A 23,122-nucleotide genomic window follows, 5' to 3' on the forward strand; every position below is an offset into this window, starting at 1 on the left:
AAGCCATGAATTATTATGCTCGTTCAGACGAAACCACCGAATGGCTAAACTACCTGCAGCCAGAGGGCCTGGTTGTCGGACCCAATGTCCTCCGGAACTTGGGACTTACACCCATCCGCCAGACGCCGCTCGATACCGACGCGGTGGCCGAGGTGTTGGAGCTTCCGTCGGATGCCAAGCGGGAGGACGACAGGTTCTTTATTCTCCGGGACCCATGGCGCTTCCTCGAAGAGGTCCTCAATTGGCCTGAAAAGTTCGTTGCCGGCAGTCCATCGGGTGCCGCCGTCTCAGCCGATCTCACACGGATCGTTCCCGAGCATGAGACTTTATTGACGCCTGACATGGCTGTGTTGTGGAACGGCGTGGCAGAGGAGGGCGTCCCGGCACAGATGCTGGTGTCGATCCATCCGGGTCTGGACCCTGACGGTCGCGGTCAGTTCGGTGACAGCGAATGGGAGGCGAGCCCGCACCAGCGGTTGGAGCGGCTGCTTCGCGAGACCGGTGTCGGTTCCGGTATACTGATCGCCCGTAACACCCTTCGTCTCATCTATGCGCCCCGTGGTGAGACCGCCGGCTGGATCACTTGGCCGCTCGCGGCTCTGGGACGGGTTGAAGGTCGCCCCATGCTGGCCGGCCTCAAGCTCTGCCTTGGGCGAAATGCATTTTTCACCGGTGCACCTGAGAAGCGGCTTCGCCCAATCCTCAGGCAGTCCCGTGAGGCCCAGAACGAGGTTTCGGAAAAGCTCTCCGGACAGGTCCTCGGCGCATTGCACGAGCTGTTGCGTGGTATACACCAATCTGATCCCGAACGTATCGAGGCGCTTGCCGAAGATGAGTCGCATCATCTCTATGAAGGCTTGCTCACCTGTTTGATGAGGCTCGTCTTCTTGCTCTACGCGGAAGATCGCGACCTCTTGCCGTCGTCGTCCGATCCGCAATTGAAGACGCTGTGGGAGGGGGCCTATTCGGTCAAGACACTTTACGCCAAGCTCCTGACAGATGAAGCGCTCAATCCGGATACAATGGACGAGCGCCGTGGCGGCTGGGGCCAACTTCTCGCCGTGTTCCGTATCATCCATGAGGGGTATGGCGATTGGGTCGCTCGCCGAGGCGGCAAGCTGTTTGATCCTGAAGTTTTTCCGTTCCTCGAAGGACGGGGCAGGGGCAGCGCCACGGACGACGCCAAGGTTCTGCCGATCTCGGACGGCTGCATTCTGCGCATTCTGCATGGGCTAATGACGGTGGAAGCCCGCAGCCTTTCGGGTGAGAAAATCCGCGAACGGTTGTCCTATCGCGCGCTCGACGTGGAAAGCATTGGCTCGGTCTATGAGACGGTGATGGGCTTTACCGCCTTGCGGGCCGAGGAGCAAATGATCGCGCTGCGCGACGAGAAGAAGCTGCCGACCTTCATCGGGCTCGACACACTTCTCGCGCAGAAGCCGAACGAGCGCCAAAAGTGGCTGAAGGACAACGCCATCAAGCTGTCGACCAAGCAAACGAAGGGCGTGAAGGAGGCCGCCGATGTCCCGGCTCTGCTCGATGCCTTCGGCGGCCTGATCGACCTGCGTGCCACGCCCGATGGGTCCGCCATCAATCCGGGCACGCCCTATCTGCAGCCGACCGAGGAGCGTCGTCGCTCAGGCTCGCACTATACACCGCGTTCGCTGACGGAACCGATCGTTCGTCATGCACTGGAGCCGGCCTTCGAACGGATCGGCCCCCAAGCTTCGCCTGAGGCTGTGCTGTCGCTGAGGGTCTGCGATCCTGCTTGTGGCTCCGGCGCATTCCTGGTCGAAGCCTGCCGCCAGCTCGGCGCGCGGCTGGAGCAGGCCTGGAATATGTATGGCGCGGAAAAGCCAACCATTCCGCCGGATGAGGATGAGGCGCTGCATGCCCGGCGTCTGGTGGCCCAGAAATGCCTCTACGGTGTCGACCGAAACCCAATGGCGGTGGACTTGGCGCGACTATCGCTTTGGCTCGCGACGCTCGCGCGGGATCATGAATTCACCTTCCTCGATCATGCGCTGAAGGCGGGCGATAGCCTAGTTGGGTTGACGCAACGGGAAATCGAGGCCGCCAATTGGGATGCTTCAAAAGTCGGACTGCCGCTGTTCCGAAGCATGATCAAGGATGCGGTCGATAAGGCACTGGAGGGGCGTGAAGCGATCCGCAATGCTGCCGATGATGTGCTCACGGAAGCGCAGGCCGCGCGTTTCAGCCGCGTGCAGGATGCCAGCCAGCCAGCGCGTATCGTCGGCGATGCCGTCATCGCTGCCTTCTTTTCGGCTGATAAGGCGAAAGCGCGCGAGATGGAGCGGGCGAAGGTTGAAAGCTGGATCGGTGGGCATCTTCAGCCGCGCTGGGACCTGCTGGAGGCGAAGGCAAACGCCTTTCGGGTAGAACAGGGCTGGCGACCGTTTCATTGGGAGATTGAGTTTCCGGAAGTGTTTGCGCGGGATAATCCCGGATTTAACGCGATTATCGGAAATCCACCTTTTGCCGGGAAGAATACGATCTCCGCCGCGTCAGGGGCGCGGTATCTGCCGTGGCTTCAGCAATTGCACGAAGGGGCTCACGGTAATGCCGATCTTGTCGCGCATTTCTTCCGGCGCGCCTTTAATTTGCTCCGCGAGGGCGGCTCATTTGGGCTCATCGCCACCAATACCATCGGTCAGGGCGACACGCGCGTTAGCGGGCTGGCGAAAATCTTGAGCCAGGGCGGCAACATCTTTCGCGCGATCAAGCGCTATCAATGGCCCAACGAGGGTGCGGCCGTGATCGTCTCGATCGTGCATGTCGGAAAAAGTGGCAAGGCCCGCGCTTCTATGCTCGACGGTCGCCAAATAGACCGCATTTCCGCATACTTGGTAAGTGGTGGATTTGATGACACCCCATCGCGTTTAGTGACTAATGCTAAGAGAGCTTTTATTGGTTCCTACTTACTGGGCATGGGATTTACTTTCGATGACGCTGCCGCTGGCAAAGGCGAAGCGGAAACGACGTCTGAAATGGAGCGTTTGATCGAAAAAGACCCCCGTAACAGCAAACGGATAAAGCCATACCTTGGGGGTGAGGAGGTGAACAATTCGCCCACTCACGCGCATCAGCGCTATGCGATTGACTTCGAAGACTTTCCGCTTCGACGTGATCCATCGGCTGTTTATCCTTGGCGGCAACTGGCTGATGAGACCCAAAAGGCCAAACTACGTTCCGGTGTCGTTTCCGCAGATTATCCCGGTCCGGTCGCTGGAGATTGGCCCAATTTGCTCGAAATCATCGAGCGGCGAGTCAAGCCAAAAAGAGATCGCGATAACCGAGAAAGTTACAAACGGTACTGGTGGAGGTTTGCTGAACGCAGGGCTGGGCTAGCTGATTCATTGAGCTCAACGGACAGAATTCTTGTGTTGTCTCGTATATCTCCTCAGCTAGGTATCGGAGTTACACAAAGTGCGCTTGTGCCAGCGGAAAGTCTGGTAGTTTTCGCTTATCCCAACCTCTCTCCGTTGGCGGTCCTCCAGTCACGCGTCCATGAAATCTGGGCCCGCTTCTTCTCATCATCCATGAAAGATGACCTGCGCTATGCGCCGTCCGACTGCTTCGAGACCTTCCCTTTTCCGGAGGGCTATGAGACCGACGAAACGCTTGAGCAGGTTGGGCAGACCTACCACGATCATCGTGCCGCACTGATGATCGACGCCAATGAAGGCATGACCAAAACCTATAACCGCTTCCACAATGATGAAGAAGGAAGCACGCCCATCCAGCGCCTGCGTAGGCTTCACAACGACATGGATCGTGCAGTATTGCGCGCCTATGGCTGGCATGATCTTGCGGATGAGCTGCGTCCCGAATTTCTCACCGAGGAGACGGAAGACGACCACACCTATCAGGGCCGCTACTTCTGGAACGCCGAGGGCCGTGATCGCGTGCTGTCCCGTCTGCTGGCGCTCAATGCCGAGCGGCATGCCGAAGAGGTCAGGATGGGCATCGCACCGAAAGTCTCTGCACGGAGCGATGAGGGCAACGAGGAACCGGAGGGACTGGACTGATGGAAATCACCGATGATCACATGGAATATGCTGTGGTTCAGCGGCTCCAAGAGATGCTGCACGACCGCAATCCGCGTTTTCGCGTGACATCCGCCTATGCCTACTTCGCGGCAATCCTTTGTTGGTCATCACAAAGAATGCGCACCAATACTGTTCAGGATAATTCCGCTGCCGCTGTCGCGGCCAACGGCGTCTGGCAGAAATTAAGTGAAGAGAACGTCTCAGATAGGCCATGGGAAGTCGTCATAGTCGAGGAGGAGGATGTTCAGATGCCACGAGCGGCTGTTGCCGCCACGGCAAGCCGGTCCTTCCGTGGCCGAACCGCTCAACAACTCATCAAAAACTTGCGAGACTCAGTAGCGCACGGCGATGCTCGGAACGTTGTGCCCTATAACTCAAACGGCCTCCTACGTGGATTCAAATTCAAGTGTAGCGACAGAGACAGAGCTGGGAATGTGGTTTGGCAGGGAACAATCATCCTTGGCGGTGATGACATGGTCAGGATCGCCGACCAAATCGGAAACCGCTTTTGCTCGGCTTTGGAAAGGGTGAGCAGGAGCCAACATCTGAAGCGAGATGTCGAGGAAATCGGTGAAGCGGCCTGAAGGTCTTTTTTGTGTTTCAGATTTGAGGACAAACATTGCATGATTGAAGCAGGAGCAATCGAACGTATTGATTCCCTTCAAAACGCGTTGAAGAGCCGCTATCCGGACGATGTTCGCAAAGCAATTGAAAGAAACACTATTCTATCCGATCCCGCCTTTTCCCTTTGGTCGGAAGGAAAATACTCCTGCTTTTACGCGCCATTTGATTGGATCAACGAGCAAGCCGACATCGTATTGATTGGCATCACCCCTGGCAAACAGCAGGCGGAAGCGGCGCTCATAGAATTGCAGAGGCAATTGAAGAAGGGAGTTTCAGCGGAAGAGGCCGCTCGTTCGGCGAAACTTGAAGCTTCTTTCAAAGGAACCATGCGCACTATCGCCTCTCAACTCATGGACCACTTTGGATTTCAAAAGGTGTTTGGCGTGGCGTCCTGCGGCGAGCTGTTCACCAGAAGTATCCACAGGGCCCACTTCACCTCCGTCTTGCGCTACCCGGTTCTTGAGACAGGAAAACAAGGATGGAAGGATTTCAACGGTGATGAGAAAATTATGTCTCGTTCCCCGCTGAGGAAAATGATCGATGACATCTTTGTGCCGGAAATAAAGCGGTTTCCGAAAGCTTGGCTGGTTCCGTTCGGCCCCACCCCGGCCGTTGTTCTCGAAGCGCTGGGAGAGCGCGGCATTATTGATATTGGCCGTGTGCTTCCCGGATTGAACCATCCGGCAGGCACTCAGTGGAACCGCCATAACTGTCAGCTCGATCTCGTTGACCATAGGGAGTGCGCTCCCAATGTTGGTTGCAGTACCATTCAGGAGCGAAGCAAGCAGTTGCGCGAAAAAATCGCCTCATTGGTTTGAATGTATTTCCAAACCGCAGTGCCGTTTTCGCAAGAAATTCTTGCAAATTTAATTTTGCAAGAATATATGGGGCGAAGGAGAACCCCAATGACCATGACCATCGGCGCACGCATCAAATCATTGCGAGAACAGCGAAGGCTGTCTCAGGAAGACCTAGCTGAGCAATTCGGATTCAAGGATCGCCAAACCCTGTCGGCCATAGAAACCGGCGACCGAAAGGTCGCGGCGGACGAACTGCTGCGCGCCACCCAAATCTTCGGCGTATCCGTCGACTATTTCACCGATCCATTCATGCTCGCCGGAGAAGGCCGCTTTTCCTGGCGGCAGACCGGGGTCGATGGCGACCGACTCCGTGGCTATGAGGAGTCTGCCGGGCGTCTGATTGCAGCCTTCCGCACACTAGCGAGCCAGACAGGCCGCAAGCCTCCGCTTATCCGGTCAGCATTGAGTCTATCGAAGCAGTCAAGCTTTGACGATGCGAGTGCCGCCGGCGAACGCTTCGCCGCCGAATTTGATCTCGGAGAGGTGCCGGCTCGCAGGCTGGCCGATGTCATGGCCGAAAAGCTCGGTATCCTTGTCCTGATGGTCGATCCGATCGATGGAGTTTCGGGAGCGGCTTGCCGGCTGCCCGAGCTGGATGTCGTGCTCATCAATCGCAACGAGATCGCTGGCCGCCGCCATTTCGATCTTGCGCATGAGCTCTTTCACATCCTGACATGGGAGAAAATGCCGCCCGAGCATATCGAAGAGGCCATGCCAAAAAAGCGAAACCGCGTCGAGCAGTTGGCAGACAATTTCGCGTCTGCGCTTCTGATGCCCGCAGGCGTGCTTGATCGGTTTGGCGACTGGGGTGATCTGACAGATGAGAGTTTGGTCGATCGCCTCAACGAGGTGGCAGACGAGTTGCTGGTGACATCGCAGGCATTGCGCTGGAGGCTCTTCGGCATGAAGCGTTTGAGCCGAGAGCAGAGCGATGCGATTTCTGGCGATGACCTGAGAAACAACGGTAGGGCGAAACCGGGAAAGCCGGAAACACCGCCGCTCTTCTCAAGGCCGTTCGTCCAGATTGTGGCTGCCGCACTGGATGAGGGGCAAACATCGATGCGCCGAATTGCTTCGATACTCGGTCTTGCCATCGACGATTTTGCCGATCTCTTTGCAGCCCATGGCGTCGAAGCGCCATACGAGTTGTGAGGCTGCATGGCTCGACATCATGGTCCCGTTCTCGTTGACACCAACGTCATCATCGAGTGCTGGCGCGTCTCCGGATGGAGAGCGCTTTGTGGAGGCTATGCGGTCGAGACGGTCGGCGACTGCTTTGTCGAGACGCAGACCGGTTTCCAGAAGCGTCGACCCGAACAACAGATTGACAGCGACGTGCTGGTCAAGACTCTCAAGGCCGTCCACGCCGTTAAGGATATCGACCACGCCGAGGCGGTGACCAGAGACCCGTCTATCGCGTACCTAGACCCTGGCGAACGAGCTCTCTGGGCGCATGCGATCGGTAGGAAAGACGCCTGGGTACTGTGTGGTCCGGACAAAGCCAGCCTCCGGATTGGCATTCGCCTTGGTCTACGCGAGCGTCTGGTGTCGCTGGAGCGGCTGCTCGGTGATGTTGGCTTCAAACCCAAGCTCGACCTCAAGACGCCCTATACGCAAAAATGGCTTGAGCAGGCATTGGCACAGCTTGCACAGTTGGAGGGGAAATAATGTCGAACAATGCATCCATGCCTTCATTGCAAGACGCGCTGAGCATCCTTCCCAAGCCGACATCCCCGGTTGAGGTTCGTGAGCGCCTGATGAACCTGTTGCGCCGTGATTTGGTCGGCGCTCACCCAGACCTTGATCCCGATCTTGATCGAGAAATTATTTCGGGCACAAGCCCTTCCACCTGGTACCTAACCGGCTTTCTCGCTCCTCGTCGCAAAGACAGCCGAGAGCGACGCGCTGACAAGATTTTCGGCAATGGTGCTGCAGATGACGAAAAGGCGGAAGCACAGCTTGATGCGCTACGCTCGGCGGAAGGCATGGAGGAGGGCGCACCCGGCCCAGGCAATGCCGTTGATGATGGCGCGAGCGAGCGCCCACCTATGCGATCTTTCGTTCCCTCATCACTTGGGTTAACAGTGCTGTTGCCCCGTTCGGCGAAGATGTTCCAAGCCCGTGTCACCTGGGGAGACTACGTTACCGAACCGCCGCTCGACAAAACCGTATTCCTGCCCGAGGAAAGAGAGAAAGCCGTCCAGGCTGGTGAGCAGCCTAAGGAACCGCTAAAGAGCTCATTGGATTGGCGCAGGGTACCTCGAGAGGAGCTCTTAACCATCGACCTTTCGGCATTGCAGGAGGGCTTTCCTCAGCGCATCGTAGTACGAGAGAGCGCGGCACCGCAGGTGCCGGGAGGCGGGTTGGAACTGGTGGTCACTGTTCGACCGGCTCAGACCTCAGGGGTCGATGGTGTCCGGGACGATGTTCTAGCCGTATCTGTTTTTCTGGTAAACGCCCGCCCGGAAACCTATCGCCGTTTTGGCGACATCGCCTTCTGCTTCCAGGCTCGCCTTGAGCTGCATACCATCGATGGTTTCGCCCCGCGCGACGACCGCGCATCCTATGATGCAAGCGACTTCGATGAGCGCCTTGCCGATCTCCATTACAGCGATGTCTGCTCATTCGCTGTAGGTCATAACACCTCTGCGGACTGGTGTGCGCCTGATGAGCGTGGTCGGATCGTCACCGTATTTACCAATCCGATTCCGATCCAAGAGGTGGAAAAACTCGGTGCCGACATTCCCGTCCCCGGTGTGGAGCGGAGTATGGAAAAGCTGGAGGAGGCTGCAGCTGATGTTACCAGTCTGAAGGCCGCGCTCTCCGCCTTGCCGGTCGAATATGCCAAATGGGCAGTTGAGCAGGACGGTCTGATCGGCCATGTCTCGGGCGTGCGTCGCCAGGACGTCGCACGCGACTGCTTGGTAAAAATCCAAGAGGCTTGCCGCCGTATTGAAGGTGGCATCGACCGGCTGGTGAATGACCCGACGAGCCTCAACGCCTTCCGTATCATGAACAAGGTCATGGCGCGATCGAACCGTCAGAGGTCGGCAGCCGACAACAAAAAGTCGCTGTCCGAGCAGCGCGCGCCGACCTGGCGCTTGTTCCAGCTCGCCTTTATCCTTCTCAACCTCGATGGCTTGGCTGATCTGGGCCATGAGGATCGGCCGATTGTTGATCTACTCTTCTTCCCTACTGGTGGCGGAAAGACCGAGGCGTATCTTGGTCTAGCTGCCTTCGCTATCGCACGTCGTCGTCTGGCCAATCCCGGTTTGGAGGGGGCGGGACTTTCAGTCGTGATGCGCTATACGTTGCGACTTCTGACGCTTGACCAATTGCAGCGAGCAGCCGGTCTTGTATGCGCCCTTGAGTTGGAGAGAAAAGCTGATCCGGAACTCGGCAGCTGGCCTATCGAGATAGGCCTTTGGGTGGGCGGTGGCGCGACTCCCAACGCGCTTGGCGATGCGAAGAACAAGAACCCAAGCACGGCCGTTTCTTGGTTGGCTGAGCACCGCAGCCGAAATGGACCTGCGCCGGCCCCGATGAAGAACTGCCCCTGGTGTGGTGAACGCTTCGACAAGAACAGTTTCCAGATACATCCAAACCTTACCAAGCCAGAACGTCTGGATATCCGTTGCGATAATCCAGATTGTGAGTTCTCGGGTGCAGACCGCCTCCCGATCGTGGTCGTCGATGACGAGATTTATCGTCGTCTACCGGCCTTTATGATCGCCACAGTGGATAAGTTCGCCAGCGTTCCCTGGGAGGGGCGCTCCGGAGCATTCTTCGCTCACGTCGCCCGCTCGGATTACTCCGGGTTCTACGGTGCAGGTGAAAACGACGGCACCCGCATGTCACGGGAACTCAGGCCAATTGATTTGATAATCCAGGACGAACTGCACTTGATCTCCGGGCCACTCGGTACCATCGCCGGCCTCTATGAGACGGCATTCGATCTGCTCGCCTCGCGCCAGATTAATGGCGAGCGTCGTGGCCCAAAGATTGTGGCATCTACAGCGACGGTTCGTCGAGCGGAGACGCAGATCAAAAACCTGTTCGGTCGCTCGAAGACGGCAATCTTCCCGCCACCAGGTATCAGCCGCCACGACTCCTTCTTTGCAAAAGTCGACCGGGAAACCCCATCGCGTATCTATGCTGGTATCGCATCACCAGGGCGCGGACCAAAACTGGTCTATTTGCGTGCGTTGCAGACCATTCTTTCGGGTGCCGCGGCGGTTTCATCCGGCAAGGACAATGATCCTGCGGACCCCTATCTGACGGCGCTTTGCTACTTCAACGCTCTCCGGGAGCTCGGGGGCGCACGACGCATCGTCGAAGATGAGGTACGCGCGCACCTCACTAGCTATGGTACTAGTCGAGTACGCAAACAGCCGAGCGGTCAGCCTTTCGCAGACCGGGCTTTGCGGGAAGTACAGGAACTAACATCGCGTTATAGCACTGATCAGGTGTCTGAGGCGCGCACTAGACTTGGTTATCCGGTCCTCGACAAAAATGCAGTCGATGTCGCACTAGCAACCAATATGATCTCTGTCGGTCTCGATATCGGCCGCCTTGGTTTGATGGTTGTGCAGGGGCAACCCAAGACCGCCGCTGAGTATATTCAGGCGACATCCCGCGTCGGCCGCGAGACCTCTAAACCCGGTCTTGTTATCACTCTCCTTAACATCCATAAGCCTCGAGATCGGACCCATTACGAACAGTTCCGCGCGTTCCACATGAGCTTCTATCGTGCTGTAGAAGCAACCAGCGTCACGCCGTTCTCTCCGCGAGCTCTCGACCGGGCTCTTGCCGCAACACTGGTGGCCGGTGCACGCCACGTGGAGCCTGACCTAAGTAGGAACGATTTCGTTGACCGATTGAAGGACAACCCAGCTGCCTACGCCGAGGTCCGCAAGATCGTTCAAGAAAAGATGGTAGTAGCAGAGCTTGAGCAAGAATTGGTCGACAGGTGCCTCGCGCGGCTTGATGACCTGCGGGATGCGTGGATAGCGATTGCGGACAGGCAGACTGAGAACGGAGATCGATTTGTTTACGCCAAAGCGGAGCCAGTACAGCGTCTACTTCAGGATACCTTGGGCTTACGCGGAAATAATTTCTTCGTTGCGGCTCGCTCCATGCGCGATACCGAACCGGTCGCATTGCTGAAGATCAGAAGACCTGACGGGCGCGTGTTCGAGTAGCGAGGAAGACCATGGCAGATATCACACAAAGTTTTAGCCAGTTGCTTCTGACCTATGGGCCGGGAGCCATGCTCGACCTTCCCGATCAAGCCGTGATTGTATCCGGGTTGCAGGGGTGGCGCTATGGTCCAAACATGAAGACGGTGGCCGAGGATCGCCTTATTGCCCTTCTTCGTGATCAGTTGGGTGACAAGCTGAGCCCGACATTTTCGGGTCTTCGCCAGCCGCCGGAACAGGACGAGGAGCGCCGTGATGACCGCGCGCCCGGCGTCGAAGTCCTGCTCTTTCCGAGCTGGTTTACCGTAGACGAGGATGGCAATTCCTCTGATGGCGATATGGCGTCGACCAACATGGAGAAGCGCCGACGGTTGGTTGAGTTTGACCATCTAACTGTGACCAAGGGTGGGAAGCTTTCCTACAAGAACGATCGTGGAAAGCGACGCGAGGTGAATCCCATCCGCTTCGTCGCCGCCTGCACGAAAGGACATCTTCAGGACATTGGCTGGAGATATTTGGTTCACCGCAATGGCGATCAAGCTTGTCGAAAACCGATGTACTGGGTTGAGCGTGGCGTTAGTTCTGATCCGTCGGATATCTCTGTCCGCTGTACCTGCGGTTCTATGCTAACCATGGCGGACCTCTACAAGCCTAAGTTCCTTGGCACATGTCGAGCCGAAAGTCCGTGGCTCCAGCCACAGAGGCTGCATGACGAAGAATGCGGCATTGATCTGCGCCTACTGCCAAGGTCTGCTACCAACACCTATTTCGCTCAGACTGTCACGGTCATTTCACTAACCAATTCGGACAGCCGAGTTCGACAGACGGTTCAGGAACATCGACCGACCATCGACTCAATTCGAGCGTTGCCAAACTTCATCGATGTTCTTCGCAGTTTGCCGCACACTAAGGAGGCATTTTCAGAGTTTTCAGACGCAGACATTTTGAGGGCGCTTGATGAGGAAGCCGGGGACGCTTCTGCGTCTACAAATCCTCGCATTGCCGAGTTCGACATTCTGGCGTCCGGCGCTCGATTTATTGGACACGACGGTCCGTCGTCGCACCTCTTCGCCGAAACCATGCCCATTGCCGAATTAGAGCTGGATCAGTCTTGGCGGGATTTTTTGGCGGGGGTCGTCAAGGTTCATCGGCTTCGAGAAGTAACCTGCCTATATGGATTCACCCGTCTTGAGCCGCCTCCAACGGCTGCGGAGAGCGAGTTGGATGAAATCCAACTTGCCGTTGACGGAGCTGACCTTGCTCGGAACGTCGAATGGCTTCCCGCGATAGAGCAGTTTGGCGAAGGCATCTTTCTCCACGTGAACCCGGAGTTCCTGAGGCGCTGGCGCGGACTGCCTGCCGTGGGTGATCGGACATTGGTCTTGAAGGAGGGGGAAAGGCTTGACGCCGAGCGGTTTGGCCGCCCACCTTCGCATTTAGGAATAGCCTACTGGGCTCTCCACTCGCTTTCTCACGCACTGATGTCCGAGCTTTCATTGGAATGTGGCTACCCGCTGTCATCTTTAAAAGAGCGTGTCTATTCGAGTGGAGCCGGGCAAGCCGATCGGTACGGGTTGCTGATCTACACGTCTACGGCCGGTGGCCAAGGAACTCTTGGCGGGCTCAGCGGTATGGCGCACCGTGTTGGCGAGTTGCTAACCCGTGCGATGAAGCGACTGCAGTTATGTTCGAACGACCCAATCTGCGCTGAGCACTCTCCCGATGGAGACCATGACGACCGACATCTTCATGGTGCTGCATGCCACGCGTGTTTGCTCATACCGGAGACATCGTGCGAAGCCCGTAATACGCGGCTCGATCGTGGACTGCTTGTCCCGACCGTTGTTGGCTCGCGTTACGCGTGCGTTGGAATTCCTTGAGACGAGCAAGCGAGGAATACCGTGGTAGATGCGCTGAATGTACCTGAATGGACTTACTATGCTGAGAAGGGCGGGTTAGACCCGCTCGGCATGCAAAACAGCAGTGTAGCACTCTATCAACGTCTTATTCCTGGCGTGGGCAACGTGACCCTACGAATGCGCTACTATGGTTTCTATCCGTGGCTGCTGCGCCACTATCTGCAAACGAATGGCAGCACCGATCCAGAGGTATGGCGTGTATTCCTGCGTCGCGCGGAAGCTCTATACGCCCTGATCGCGAATCAGGCTGGCGGCGAGTTCGGCGTTGCGGGGACGTTTTGGGCCATGCGCGCGGTGACTACCGCGAAGACGGGAGGCGGGTCAATTCCGATCGACTTCGCTGCGGCCGCTGCGCCGGGATCGGATGACCACTATTTCGCTCAGAGCTGGGGCGTTTTTGGGTTGGCCTATCAAAGCCAGCTCTATGAGATCGGCGTTCTATCGCGTGGCGAGGGCCACGGCATCCCCCTTCCCAGCGAGGAGTCGGGTATGGCACTTGCCGAAGGCTTTGAATCTGCCATGGCGGAAGCGGCCCAACTTTTCAAAGATGTTCATGCACGCGGGTTTGTGACGCTTGCAGAGTTGGATGCATTGAATCCGTTTGCGCCGTCGAAGATTGCCTTTTGTAGCGCGGAGCGGGATGTCTATCAGCGCGTAATGTTTGGAAAATCTGCTGATGATGCGCCAGGGTCATTTCGGACGCAAACCCTAGTCCTCGTACTCAGGGTTGCGGAGATACTTGGCAGCCCTCCTGATCCCGAGGAACTCCGTTGGGCGCTTTATGCCGGGCAGACCCAAAACGGTGAGCGTCTCGAACTCGCCAATACGGCTTTGATAGCGCACTGCGAACGGTGGCGCATTTATCAGGCCAACGATCTCTGCCACGTCGCGCTCGAAACACTTTTGCGATTTGTCCTTGATGTGCTGGGCGCGGAACCGGCGGGTATTCCTCCGAGGCAGTTACTGGAACAACTCGTTGTTGATATGCGGGAGGCTTCGGGCGCAGCTCCGCAGAGTTGGCGGGCTTTTCTTGACGGGATCGAACTCACAAACAATGCAAGCGACCGACGCCGGTCTGATAGCGAGTGGTCGCTGGCTGAAGACATTATGCGAACGGCCCGTCGTGCCAATGGCTTTGTAGACGGTGAAACAGCATTTAAGGCCGTTAGGCTCCTGGCGGCGTTGCACAAGCGCAGTCTTATAGAGGCTTGGCCGCTCGAAGCGGAACTAGGGCCGGTTACAAATGAAGCGTTTCACTCCTTGCTGAGCGAACGTGTGTTCCTACAACATTACGAGAACCAAGGGTTCTGGGAGCTAGTCGCCCGGCTTGTTGAGGAGCGTGTGGTCCGACGCCATATTGCAGTCGCGATGCGTAAGCTGCGTCAGCAGAAAGATTACACCTTCCTAATCGAATCGCAGAACGGCCGGTTACGACGGCGCAAGCAGGATGGTCCCGTTTACACCAATCCTCGTCTTCAACCGGCGATTACATTCCTAAAGGACATCCATGTCCTTACAGCGAACGGCCTCACGCCCTACGGTTTTGAGGCTTTAGCAGCAGAATGAAGCTCTACGAGAAATATTCCGAAGGAGGTTACCACTCCAGCATCGCTTCGACCTTCAACGTTGATTTCGACGCTTACGAAACTATTGTTCTCTCTAGGCTTCGCGGCGCAGGATGCCGCAACAATCTCCTACTCTGCGATAGTCGGATGGTGACAGCCTCTCTTGATGGAGCCTTTCGGTTGCCGCGCTATGCTGGCCGTCTCTATTCGGTCTCAGGCGCACTGGGTGAACACGCTGGTGGCGTGTTTCATACGAAATTACTTGTTCAGCTTGGACGCGGGAAGGGGCGGATGCTCATAGGGTCGGCCAACCTCACCGCCAGTGGTATCGCAGGTAACCTCGAAATTGTCAGCGAACTCCGAGCAACAGCTGAACCGAGCGGCGAGCGGAGCATTCTGCGCCAAGCGTTAGATTATCTACTCCGCCATCTCGATCAAAGCGATCCAGCGGTAGAGGCACAGCTGGAATTTCTGCGCCGACGTACTCCTTGGCTGTCCGAAACGGAGTCTGTTCAGGGAGCAATCTCACTGACCGACGGAACGCTAGCCGCTTTCCTGGCAAGCGGTGCAGGCATTGCGATTGCCGATCGCTTTATTGGTCTTGTCGATGAACCTATACAACGCTTGTTCATCATTAGTCCCTACTGGGACGAGCAACTCGTCGCGCTTCAGTATTTGACGTCCACTTGGAAGCCGTCCGAGGTCTCCGTGCTTATCGACAAGGAAGTGACTGCATTTCCGTCAGTTCCTTCTGCGGTTTTATCGGTGTTACGCCTCTATGATCGCGGCAAGGCGTTCAAATCGCGGTTCATTCACGCGAAGGTGATCATCGCCCAGGGCAAGAATTCAGACCACGTTCTTTTTGGAAGCGCCAATTGCACCCTGGCGGCGCTCGGTACCGGCACCCTACCCGGGGTAAATGCGGAAGCATCGCTCTATCGTCGTCTCCCGTCCGGTTCGGCGCTGATCGAACTTGGTCTAACCGAAGTATTTTCAAGCAAACCACTTTCGATTGCCGATATCCCTTCCCGCGGACTTCCAGAAGACGAGATCGAACTAGAGCGCCTCGCCTCGGCAAATCCCGGCGAGTTCCGAATCCTTGGCGACCAACTACGTTGGTGTCCGTCGCCTAACTACGCCAATCTCGTTTGCGATCTAGCCCTGCTAGATCAGAGAGGCGACGAAGTCGCTATAGAACTTGTGCCGCTTCAGAGTGATGGCAATGTGCTGAGATACCGCTTCGGCGCATCCGTGAGGGATGTTGTGCCCGTCTTTGCCATCGCGAAGCAACCAGGCGAGAAATGGTCCTCGCCCGCCATCATTGCCTATCCGCAGGACATCCAAGTTGCGTCGCGTGAGAGAGGGCTCCGCCAACTGGAGCAAGCGCTGACCGGCTTGGAGGACACCTCAGTCGCTACATTGCAGACGCTAGAAATCTTTGACCTGCTTCAGCGACTGGATCAGGCCGATCAAGGAGGGAAGGGAGCTGCATTTGTACCGCGCACGCGGCGCGAGACTAAGGATGTGGGCGGGACCTACCACGTCTTGTCCTATGAAGAATTTTTGAATTCTCGGCAGGACATTGGTGCAGCGCCGGGGAAGAGCCTCCACAACACACTTGCTGGCAGTTCGCATTTAAGCATCCGTAGCGCGCTGAACCGACTGCTGGGCGCGTCAGAGACGGTGCTGGAGGTGGAGAATGAAGACGCAGGCGTTCACGAACTCACTCAAAGTGATGAAGCGTTCGACCCTGCCGTTTCCGATTTTGGGGGCAGGGAATTCGCGGGCGGAACGATGGCCGAGCCATTGAAGCCGACGCGGTCCTTGAAGGAAGCCGAGCTGGTGCAAAGCCGAAACCGCCGAGCGGAACGCGATCGCCTGCTCAAGGCGGTTTCCCAATTTCAAAAGCGGCTCAAGGAGAAACAGGAGGCTGGAAGCGTTGATACGATTGAAATTCTGCGTTTCCGACTAATGCTAATGATTATCTGCCAGGCTGCCTATTCTGCGGATATCAAAGTGGTGAGGCAGCCTTCATCGGACAAGGTTTTGGCGGCTGAGGATAATCGCAATGGTTGGACCGATATCGTAGGCCGTTTAATTTTCGGGTTGATACACGGCGCGAACTCGCCGCTCCGGCAGCTCTATTTTCAGAACATCGACGGCCAAGTACCGGTCGATCTCCTAGAGTGCTGGGCGACGTGTTACTGGTGTATACAGGCCTGCTTTGCCGCACCGGTGTCGGCTGCGCAGCGTCAACACTTGGAAAAATACCTCCGGCCTCACACACTCACGCTGTATCGACTGACATTGCCGTCCCAAGGCGAACTTCTCAGCGAAGTTGTCGTTGACATAATGGAACGCATGACCGCGGTTTACGGCCCGATGATGGGGGTTGGCTCTGTCGCAGAAGCTCATCGAAAGTCAGTAAAGGCCGCAATTAAGCCGAACTGATTGTCGCTCGCGTATGAGAAGTAAATATGATTCTCTTGCCAATGGGGTTCACAGAAATTTTTAGTTACAAGTCTCTGTGGTCTTAGGCCCCCGCAACCAATAAAACAAGCCCGCAGCAAGCGGGCTTTTTTGTTGGTAACGCGTCGAGGAGTTAACGCCTCCTCAGGGGCCCGCAAGGAGGCACAGCCGACGCAACGGGACAGAAAAATCCCAAATCCTGCCCCGCAACCAAATCACCAAAACATCCCCCAAAAAATCAAAATCTCAAAACTAAAAGAAACCGCAGACCATTGCCGGCACCTACGCGCCCGCGAAAATAACCCTGCTCAAAGCACAACGACCAAGGCACACCAAAGCTGCCCAATGCGAAAGTCAAAGCCTGGAAAAACCGCCGGCGACAAAACGCTCAATAACCAATGGTAGACGTCCCGCAAGAAAATCAAGGCCACGCTCGCACAACATGCTCGCTCAGAAAATCCAAATAGGCGCGTACCCGGCCAGACAATGGTCCCGAACCACCATAGACACACCAGATAACCTCGGCATCACGTGGATTATAATCGTCCAGAACAGACACAAGTCTGCCCGCTTCAATATCTTCCTCCACATGAAAACCGCCAACACGGCCCAAGCCTAAACCATCAAGGCACAATCGCCGCATCGCCTTGACGAAATCATTGTAGGCACGCAGCGGAGACCGAACAACACGACGGCCGGCGCCAAAAAAGGCAGCACAACGTGCTGCACCACTTCTTATGATCGGCCCGGTGCGAAAGGCAGGGCGTAATAGAGCTGATCGATCGACTTGCTTGCCCCTCAGAGGGCGACAATGACTGCAATTAGCGCCGCCTCTCAACCTCTTTGTGAATAGCGCTGCGCGCTCGGCCTCTGGCGGCGAACTGGAAGGCGCAAACCTAAATCACGGGGCAAACCTCAATCACCTAAAAGCAAAAGTCGGACGGGCCACACAGGCATAGGAACCGCTGCAACAGGCCAGCTCCTATGTTCATCGTGGACGAACGAAACGGTCAGAGAGAAGGCGTACAAATCGCTATGAAGCAAAAGCAGAAAGCAGGCGGCCAGCGTATCAGAATAGGTGAGGAGAATGCGGCAGCACTAGACGGCCGGATTTCACTTCTGCTCCCGACAAGCCCATTCAGGAAAAACGCCCCCAGCGCCGGCCAGAGAAAAGCCGCCGATGGATATCTCCAGCGGCGGCCCTCAGTTACTTGGTTCAAGAAGCATCTCTCAAAGGACGAGCCTTATTCCCACTCGATTGTGCCAGGTGGCTTCGAGGTCACATCATAAACAACGCGATTGATACCGCGTACTTCGTTGATGATGCGCGTTGCGGCACGGCCGAGGAATTCCATATCGTAGTGATAGAAATCCGCTGTCATGCCGTCTACGGAGGTTACAGCGCGCAGAGCGCAAACAAACTCGTATGTGCGGCCATCGCCCATGACGCCAACGGTTTGAACCGGCAGCAAAACAGCAAATGCCTGCCAGATAGCATCGTAAAGGCCAGCCTTGCGGATTTCATCCAGATAGATGGCGTCTGCTTCGCGCAAGATTTCAAGCTTCTCGCGGGTAATGCCGCCTGGGCAACGAATGGCAAGACCAGGGCCTGGGAAAGGATGGCGGCCGATAAAGCTGTCCGGCAAGCCAAGTTCACGGCCGAGCACACGCACTTCGTCCTTGAACAGTTCGCGCAGCGGCTCAACCAACTGCATGTTCATACGCTCAGGCAGACCGCCGACATTGTGGTGCGACTTGATGGTCACGGAAGGGCCGCCGGTAAAGGAGACGCTTTCGATAACGTCAGGGTAAAGAGTGCCCTGGCCGAGGAAATCGGCGCCGCCAAGTTTCTTGGCCTCGTCCTCAAAGGTCTCAATGAACAGGCGACCAATAATCTTGCGTTTTGTCTCAGGATCGCTGACGCCTTCGAGCTCGCCGATAAAGCGATCAACAGCGTCAACGTGAATGAGATGCAGGTTGTAGTGTTCCTTGAACATGGCAACCACATTGGCTGCCTCGTCCTTGCGCATCAGGCCATGATCCACGAGGATACAGGTGAGCTGGTCACCAACGGCTTCATGGATGAGCAGCGCTGCGACAGAGCTGTCTACGCCGCCAGAGAGGGCACAGATAACACGCTTGTCGCCAACCTGGTCACGGATAGCCTGAACAGCTTTGGCACGGTAAGCCGACATCGACCAGTCGCCCTTGATGCCCGCAACCTTGTGAACAAAGTTGGAAATCAGTTTAGCGCCATCGGGCGTATGCACGACTTCCGGGTGGAACTGAACGGCGTAATATTTCTTCTTTTCGTTGGCGATGAATGCAAACGGCGCATTGGATGAGGTAGCAACCACCTCAAAACCGTCTGGCAGAGCCGTTACGCGATCACCATGGCTCATCCACACTTGGTGGCGAGAACCAACAGACCAGACGCCGTCAAACAGGGCGCAGTCCTTGTCGATCTCGAGGAAGGCACGACCGAATTCGCGGTGGTGCCCGCTTTCGACTTTGCCACCGAGCTGCATACACATGGTCTGCTGACCATAGCAGATACCAAAAACTGGAACGCCGCTATCGAACAGAACTGGTGCAGCGCGTGGGCTACCGTCTTCCAGTGTCGAGGCTGGGCTGCCAGAAAGGATAACCGCTTTGGGCTGCAGACGTTTGAAACCGTCTTCAGCTGATTGGAAGGGAACGATTTCGCAATACACGCCGGCTTCACGGACACGGCGCGCAATGAGCTGCGTGACCTGGCTACCGAAATCGATGATGAGAACGCTGTCGGGATGTGCTGTGTTTTCCATGGCGAGCCTTTAAAGAAATCCGGCAGATTAGGCAACTGTCAGATGACTCCAAACAGCAGAATTTCTGCGGTGAGGCAATGGTTCAAAGGGCAATCTGGCCCTGTTCAACTGCAGATGTCAGCCGGTCAATGGCCAGCGCCAGTTTCTCATCAACGATGTCAAGATATTCCGTCCAGTCATTGACGTGGTGAAGCTCTGCCTTGCCATCGGAAATTCCCCGCAGCCCGACCATCGGAATGCCGAAATATTGGCAGGCGCGCAACACGGCAAAACTCTCCATCTCCACCATATCCGCGTCGATCGTATCATAGACGGAACCGGACACGATGTTGCCTCCGGTCGATAGTCGAGCACCCTCAATTCCGGGAATGAAAAGCGGTAGCTTTACTTCTGCTGGAAGGTCGAGAAATGGAGTGCGGCCCTTCTCAAAACCGAGGGGTGATGCGTCCATGTCGCGGTAGGAAATGGACGTAGCCTGGTAAACACCTGTTTGCTCCAAACTGCGCGAGCCGGCAGAGCCAAGTGAAACAACAAGGTCAGGCAGCTCACCCTTGGTCTTGAGCAGAGACAGGGCGGCGGTCAGGGACACAGCAGCTTCGACCGGTCCAACGCCAATCATCAGTGGCGATATTCTTGCTTTGAGGTGTGGGCCGTACTCCGCTTCTGCTGCCATGGCAAAAAGAATTGATTTCCCGGCAATATCAAGAAGTTGAAAATCCATATGACTATACCTTTCAACGTGCTGAAAGGCCTTTGTTTAGCCGATGAATATGACGATGCCTAGCGCATGGTATGGGCGCGGCGTATGACGGCGGCCTCATGCGATCCAAGTATATCATTAACGAAAAATTTATACGGGAAATAAAGTGAAAATATATATCGTTATATTTTCAGTGCATCACCTTGCGTGGTTTTAAGCAATATGGTGAGGCTTCAAGTGTTTTAAGGCTAGATGCGCCTAATCTTTCTCAACAGGGCGAGACAGATGTCTCGCCACGCAACAGGCTGTAGACTCGGAATTAAAGCTGCACCTTGTCGAAAGTAGCAGCATCGATACCAAGGGCTTCAAGGTCGGACTGCGCTGGCTTGCGGTGAGCGCGAACAGCGGCAGAAACCGATGCAGCGGCACCAAAGATAGCGATCGTCTGGCCAATGAAATTACGCGAATTCTTTGCGATATTACGCATTTTACTCTCCGTTTCTTTTACGCCCTAATAATGGTCCTCAAAGAGACTGTTTACAACCGATGATATAGCAGGCAAGCCATGCAGAAATGTTTGATCTGGCGCAAAAGCTGCTCGGGAAATTTGCACAGTCGCTAGAATTTGTTATGGCTTGCATCTGTTTGATCAAGAATACGGGAAGCCGATGACAGTCACCATTTATGGCATCAAGAATTGCGACACGATGAAAAAGGCCCGCACGTGGCTGGAAGTGCACAACATCGATTATCGTTTTCACGACTACAAGGCGGAAGGCATTGACCGTGCGCACCTTGAAAACTGGTGTGACAAGGCGGAATGGGAAACGGTGCTAAATCGCGCCGGCACGACCTTCAGAAAGCTGGACGATGCATCTAAGGCTGATTTGTCGAGAGATAAGGCAGTTGCCCTCATGCTCGAACAACCCTCGATGATCAAACGTCCGGTGCTCGAAAAGGACGGAACCGTAACAGTCGGTTTTAAGCCTGAAATTTACGAGCGCCTGTTTTCCGCTTGAAGTGAGAAATAATGTCCAAGACCACGCGAGCGACTAAGGCTCTCAGCCAGAACAAGATCACGTTTTCGACCGTCACCTATGACTATGACCCCGGGGCGGATCGCATCGGTCTGCAGGCGGCAGAGGCGATCGGTGAGCCTCCGCATCGCGTTCTCAAGACATTGATGGCTGAATTGGACGGCAAACCTGTATGCGTCGTAGTTCCGTCAGATAAGGAAGTCAGCATGAAAAAGCTGGCATTGGCCTTTGGTGGCAAGTCGGCCCAGATGATGAAGCCTGCGGAAGCGGAGCGCATCACCGGTTACCACGTCGGGGGTATCAGCCCGTTTGGACAGAAAAAGAAAGTGCCAACAGCAGTTGAGCAGCAGGCGATGACTGAGGCGTATGTCTACATCAATGGTGGTCAGCGTGGCCTTCAGGTGCGCCTGTCGCCACAAGATGCTGTCACAACACTCAATGCCATTGTCGCCCCGATTGTCGCGGAATAGTTATTCTCAAGACAGGGTGGTGTTGCGGGTCGACGGAGAGAGGTGATTGTTCGCCGCCTGAAATTTATCACGTTCATGGTTCCCAAGTCGGGCCGCAGGCTCTAAGAATCCAGCCCTGCGTTCCGTTCTGGTAACAAAGTTCGAGGTAAATCATGACACTCTCATCTTCGTCATCCATTGATCCTGTCAAACTTGAAAAGCTGGCCGAAGTGGCCATCAAGGTGGGTCTGCAATTGCAGAAGGATCAGGATCTGGTCATCACGGCGCCGCTCGCTGCCCTGCCTCTGGTTCGGTTTTTGACCAAGCACGCCTATCTGGCTGGCAGCGGATTGGTGACGACATTCTATTCGGATGAGGAAACCACGCTGGCGCGCTATCGCCATGCCAGCGATGGCAATTTCGACAGAGCGTCCGGCTGGCTGTACGAAGGCATGGCAAAAGCCTATGCAAACGGCGCTGCACGCCTGGCTATTTCCGGCGACAATCCAATGCTGCTTTCGGCGGAAGATCCGGCAAAGGTTGCTCGCGCCAACAAGGCCAACTCCATGGCTTACAAACCTGCTTTGGAGAAGATTTCCAATTTTGATATCAACTGGAACATCATTTCCTACCCCAACCCTTCTTGGGCCAAGTTGGTATTTCCCGATGTGCCGGAAGACGAGGCGGTCAAGAAACTGGCCGATGCGATATTTGCGGCATCGCGTGTTGACGTGGCTGATCCAGTCGCTGCGTGGGTTCAGCACAATGCCAACCTTGCCAAACGTTCAAAGTGGTTGAATGGCGAACGTTTCGCCAGCCTGCACTTTACCGGCCCCGGTACGGATGTGACGATCGGCCTTGCTGATGGCCATGAATGGCACGGCGGTGCATCGACGGCAAAAAATGGCGTGACCTGCAATCCGAATATTCCGACGGAAGAAGTGTTCACCACACCGCATGCGCTGCGGGTCGATGGTTATGTCTCGAGTACCAAACCTTTGTCGCATCAGGGCACCTTGATCGACAACATCCAGGTGAAGTTTGAGGCTGGCCGTATCGTAGAGGCCAAGGCAAGCAAGGGTGAAGAGGTCCTGAACAAGGTACTGGATACAGACGAAGGTGCTCGCCGGTTGGGCGAGGTGGCGCTGGTGCCACATTCTTCGCCGATCTCGGCCAGCGGCATTCTGTTCTACAACACGCTGTTTGATGAAAATGCATCCTGCCACATTGCCCTTGGCCAATGCTATTCAAAGTGCTTCCTTGATGGTGCCTCGCTCAGCCAGGAGCAGATCAAGGCCCAAGGCGGCAATTCAAGCCTTATTCACATCGACTGGATGATCGGTTCCGACAAGGTCGATATCGATGGTGTTCGCGCAGACGGTACGAAGGTGCCCGTCATGCGCAAGGGCGAATGGGCCTGATCT

Annotated in this window: 15 protein-coding genes and 1 pseudogene; 12 read left to right on the top strand and 4 right to left on the bottom strand. The window is 55.9% G+C overall.

The window, feature by feature from the left end; genetic code table 11:
• Nucleotides 1-5: 5 nt before the first annotated feature.
• The 9 genes from PYL13_RS01750 to PYL13_RS01790 are packed head-to-tail and all read left to right on the top strand — an operon-like array spanning nt 6 to nt 16,687.
• The gene (locus tag PYL13_RS01750) at nt 6-4,049 is read left to right on the top strand and encodes an Eco57I restriction-modification methylase domain-containing protein (RefSeq protein ID WP_275640318.1); all 4,044 of its coding nucleotides are present in this window, start codon (nt 6-8) and stop codon (nt 4,047-4,049) included.
• Nucleotides 4,049-4,654: a hypothetical protein gene (locus tag PYL13_RS01755; protein WP_275640319.1), complete on the top strand. Its 606-nt coding sequence runs from the start codon at nt 4,049-4,051 to the stop codon at nt 4,652-4,654. Before PYL13_RS01750 ends, PYL13_RS01755 begins: the two co-directional genes overlap by 1 nt.
• 39 nt (nt 4,655-4,693) lie before the next feature.
• The gene (locus PYL13_RS01760; RefSeq protein WP_275640320.1) at nt 4,694-5,512 is read left to right on the top strand and encodes a hypothetical protein; all 819 of its coding nucleotides are present in this window, start codon (nt 4,694-4,696) and stop codon (nt 5,510-5,512) included.
• Complete coding sequence (locus tag PYL13_RS01765; RefSeq protein WP_275640321.1) at nt 5,513-6,706, top strand: helix-turn-helix domain-containing protein; 1,194 nt, start codon at nt 5,513-5,515, stop codon at nt 6,704-6,706. It begins immediately after the preceding gene.
• Between the two features lie 6 nt (nt 6,707-6,712).
• Nucleotides 6,713-7,222, top strand: coding sequence for a hypothetical protein (locus PYL13_RS01770; RefSeq protein ID WP_275640322.1), 510 nt, complete (start codon nt 6,713-6,715; stop codon nt 7,220-7,222).
• Entirely contained in the window at nt 7,222-10,755 is a 3,534-nt protein-coding gene (drmA, locus tag PYL13_RS01775; RefSeq protein ID WP_275640323.1) for a DISARM system helicase DrmA, read from the top strand. Before PYL13_RS01770 ends, drmA begins: the two co-directional genes overlap by 1 nt.
• Before the next feature lie 11 nt (nt 10,756-10,766).
• Entirely contained in the window at nt 10,767-12,632 is a 1,866-nt protein-coding gene (gene drmB, locus PYL13_RS01780; protein ID WP_275640324.1) for a DUF1998 domain-containing protein, read from the top strand.
• A 21-nt stretch (nt 12,633-12,653) separates the two neighbouring features.
• Entirely contained in the window at nt 12,654-14,237 is a 1,584-nt protein-coding gene (locus PYL13_RS01785) for a hypothetical protein (RefSeq protein ID WP_275640325.1), read from the top strand.
• Nucleotides 14,234-16,687 (top strand): hypothetical protein, encoded by a 2,454-nt coding sequence (locus tag PYL13_RS01790; RefSeq protein WP_275640326.1) that lies wholly within the window; start codon nt 14,234-14,236, stop codon nt 16,685-16,687. Before PYL13_RS01785 ends, PYL13_RS01790 begins: the two co-directional genes overlap by 4 nt.
• A gap of 439 nt (nt 16,688-17,126) precedes the next feature.
• Here PYL13_RS01790 and PYL13_RS01795 read toward each other — a convergent pair.
• The 4 genes and pseudogenes from PYL13_RS01795 to PYL13_RS01810 all read right to left on the bottom strand — a co-directional run.
• Nucleotides 17,127-17,351 (bottom strand): annotated as a pseudogene (locus PYL13_RS01795) (LysR family transcriptional regulator); the annotation flags it as partial.
• Between the two features lie 598 nt (nt 17,352-17,949).
• Nucleotides 17,950-19,512 (bottom strand): glutamine-hydrolyzing GMP synthase, encoded by a 1,563-nt coding sequence (gene guaA / locus PYL13_RS01800; protein WP_192486585.1) that lies wholly within the window; start codon nt 19,510-19,512, stop codon nt 17,950-17,952.
• Between the two features lie 82 nt (nt 19,513-19,594).
• Entirely contained in the window at nt 19,595-20,233 is a 639-nt protein-coding gene (locus PYL13_RS01805; RefSeq protein ID WP_275640327.1) for a 5'-methylthioadenosine/S-adenosylhomocysteine nucleosidase, read from the bottom strand.
• Nucleotides 20,234-20,531: 298 nt separating this feature from the next.
• Entirely contained in the window at nt 20,532-20,699 is a 168-nt protein-coding gene (locus PYL13_RS01810; protein ID WP_250983262.1) for a hypothetical protein, read from the bottom strand.
• Between the two features lie 181 nt (nt 20,700-20,880).
• On the opposite strand from PYL13_RS01810, the gene PYL13_RS01815 reads away from it, so the two are divergent.
• The 3 genes from PYL13_RS01815 (at nt 20,881) to PYL13_RS01825 (ending at nt 23,119) form a co-directional block, all read left to right on the top strand.
• Entirely contained in the window at nt 20,881-21,231 is a 351-nt protein-coding gene (locus PYL13_RS01815) for an ArsC family reductase (RefSeq protein ID WP_275640328.1), read from the top strand.
• An 11-nt stretch (nt 21,232-21,242) separates the two neighbouring features.
• On the top strand, nt 21,243-21,719 hold the full coding sequence (ybaK, locus tag PYL13_RS01820; protein ID WP_275640329.1) for a Cys-tRNA(Pro) deacylase: 477 nt from the start codon (nt 21,243-21,245) through the stop codon (nt 21,717-21,719).
• Between the two features lie 152 nt (nt 21,720-21,871).
• On the top strand, nt 21,872-23,119 hold the full coding sequence (locus tag PYL13_RS01825; RefSeq protein WP_275640330.1) for an aminopeptidase: 1,248 nt from the start codon (nt 21,872-21,874) through the stop codon (nt 23,117-23,119).
• Nucleotides 23,120-23,122: the final 3 nt, after the last annotated feature.

Origin of the sequence: Agrobacterium sp. Azo12 (assembly GCF_029193765.2) — a bacterium.
Taxonomy (GTDB): Bacteria; Pseudomonadota; Alphaproteobacteria; order Rhizobiales; family Rhizobiaceae; genus Agrobacterium.

Bases quoted from the DNA above. Each gene is read 5' to 3' on its own strand.
- PYL13_RS01760 (WP_275640320.1), top strand. From the start codon at position 4,694: ATGATTGAAGCAGGAGCAATCGAACGTATTGATTCCCTTCAAAACGCG.
- PYL13_RS01805 (WP_275640327.1), bottom strand. From the start codon at position 20,233: ATGGATTTTCAACTTCTTGATATTGCCGGGAAATCAATTCTTTTTGCC.
- PYL13_RS01810 (WP_250983262.1), bottom strand. From the start codon at position 20,699: ATGCGTAATATCGCAAAGAATTCGCGTAATTTCATTGGCCAGACGATC.
- PYL13_RS01815 (WP_275640328.1), top strand. From the start codon at position 20,881: ATGACAGTCACCATTTATGGCATCAAGAATTGCGACACGATGAAAAAG.
- PYL13_RS01755 (WP_275640319.1), top strand. From the start codon at position 4,049: ATGGAAATCACCGATGATCACATGGAATATGCTGTGGTTCAGCGGCTC.
- PYL13_RS01770 (WP_275640322.1), top strand. From the start codon at position 6,713: ATGGCTCGACATCATGGTCCCGTTCTCGTTGACACCAACGTCATCATC.
- guaA (WP_192486585.1), bottom strand. From the start codon at position 19,512: ATGGAAAACACAGCACATCCCGACAGCGTTCTCATCATCGATTTCGGT.
- ybaK (WP_275640329.1), top strand. From the start codon at position 21,243: ATGTCCAAGACCACGCGAGCGACTAAGGCTCTCAGCCAGAACAAGATC.
- PYL13_RS01825 (WP_275640330.1), top strand. From the start codon at position 21,872: ATGACACTCTCATCTTCGTCATCCATTGATCCTGTCAAACTTGAAAAG.
- PYL13_RS01790 (WP_275640326.1), top strand. From the start codon at position 14,234: ATGAAGCTCTACGAGAAATATTCCGAAGGAGGTTACCACTCCAGCATC.
- PYL13_RS01765 (WP_275640321.1), top strand. From the start codon at position 5,513: ATGTATTTCCAAACCGCAGTGCCGTTTTCGCAAGAAATTCTTGCAAAT.
- drmB (WP_275640324.1), top strand. From the start codon at position 10,767: ATGGCAGATATCACACAAAGTTTTAGCCAGTTGCTTCTGACCTATGGG.
- drmA (WP_275640323.1), top strand. From the start codon at position 7,222: ATGTCGAACAATGCATCCATGCCTTCATTGCAAGACGCGCTGAGCATC.
- PYL13_RS01750 (WP_275640318.1), top strand. From the start codon at position 6: ATGAATTATTATGCTCGTTCAGACGAAACCACCGAATGGCTAAACTAC.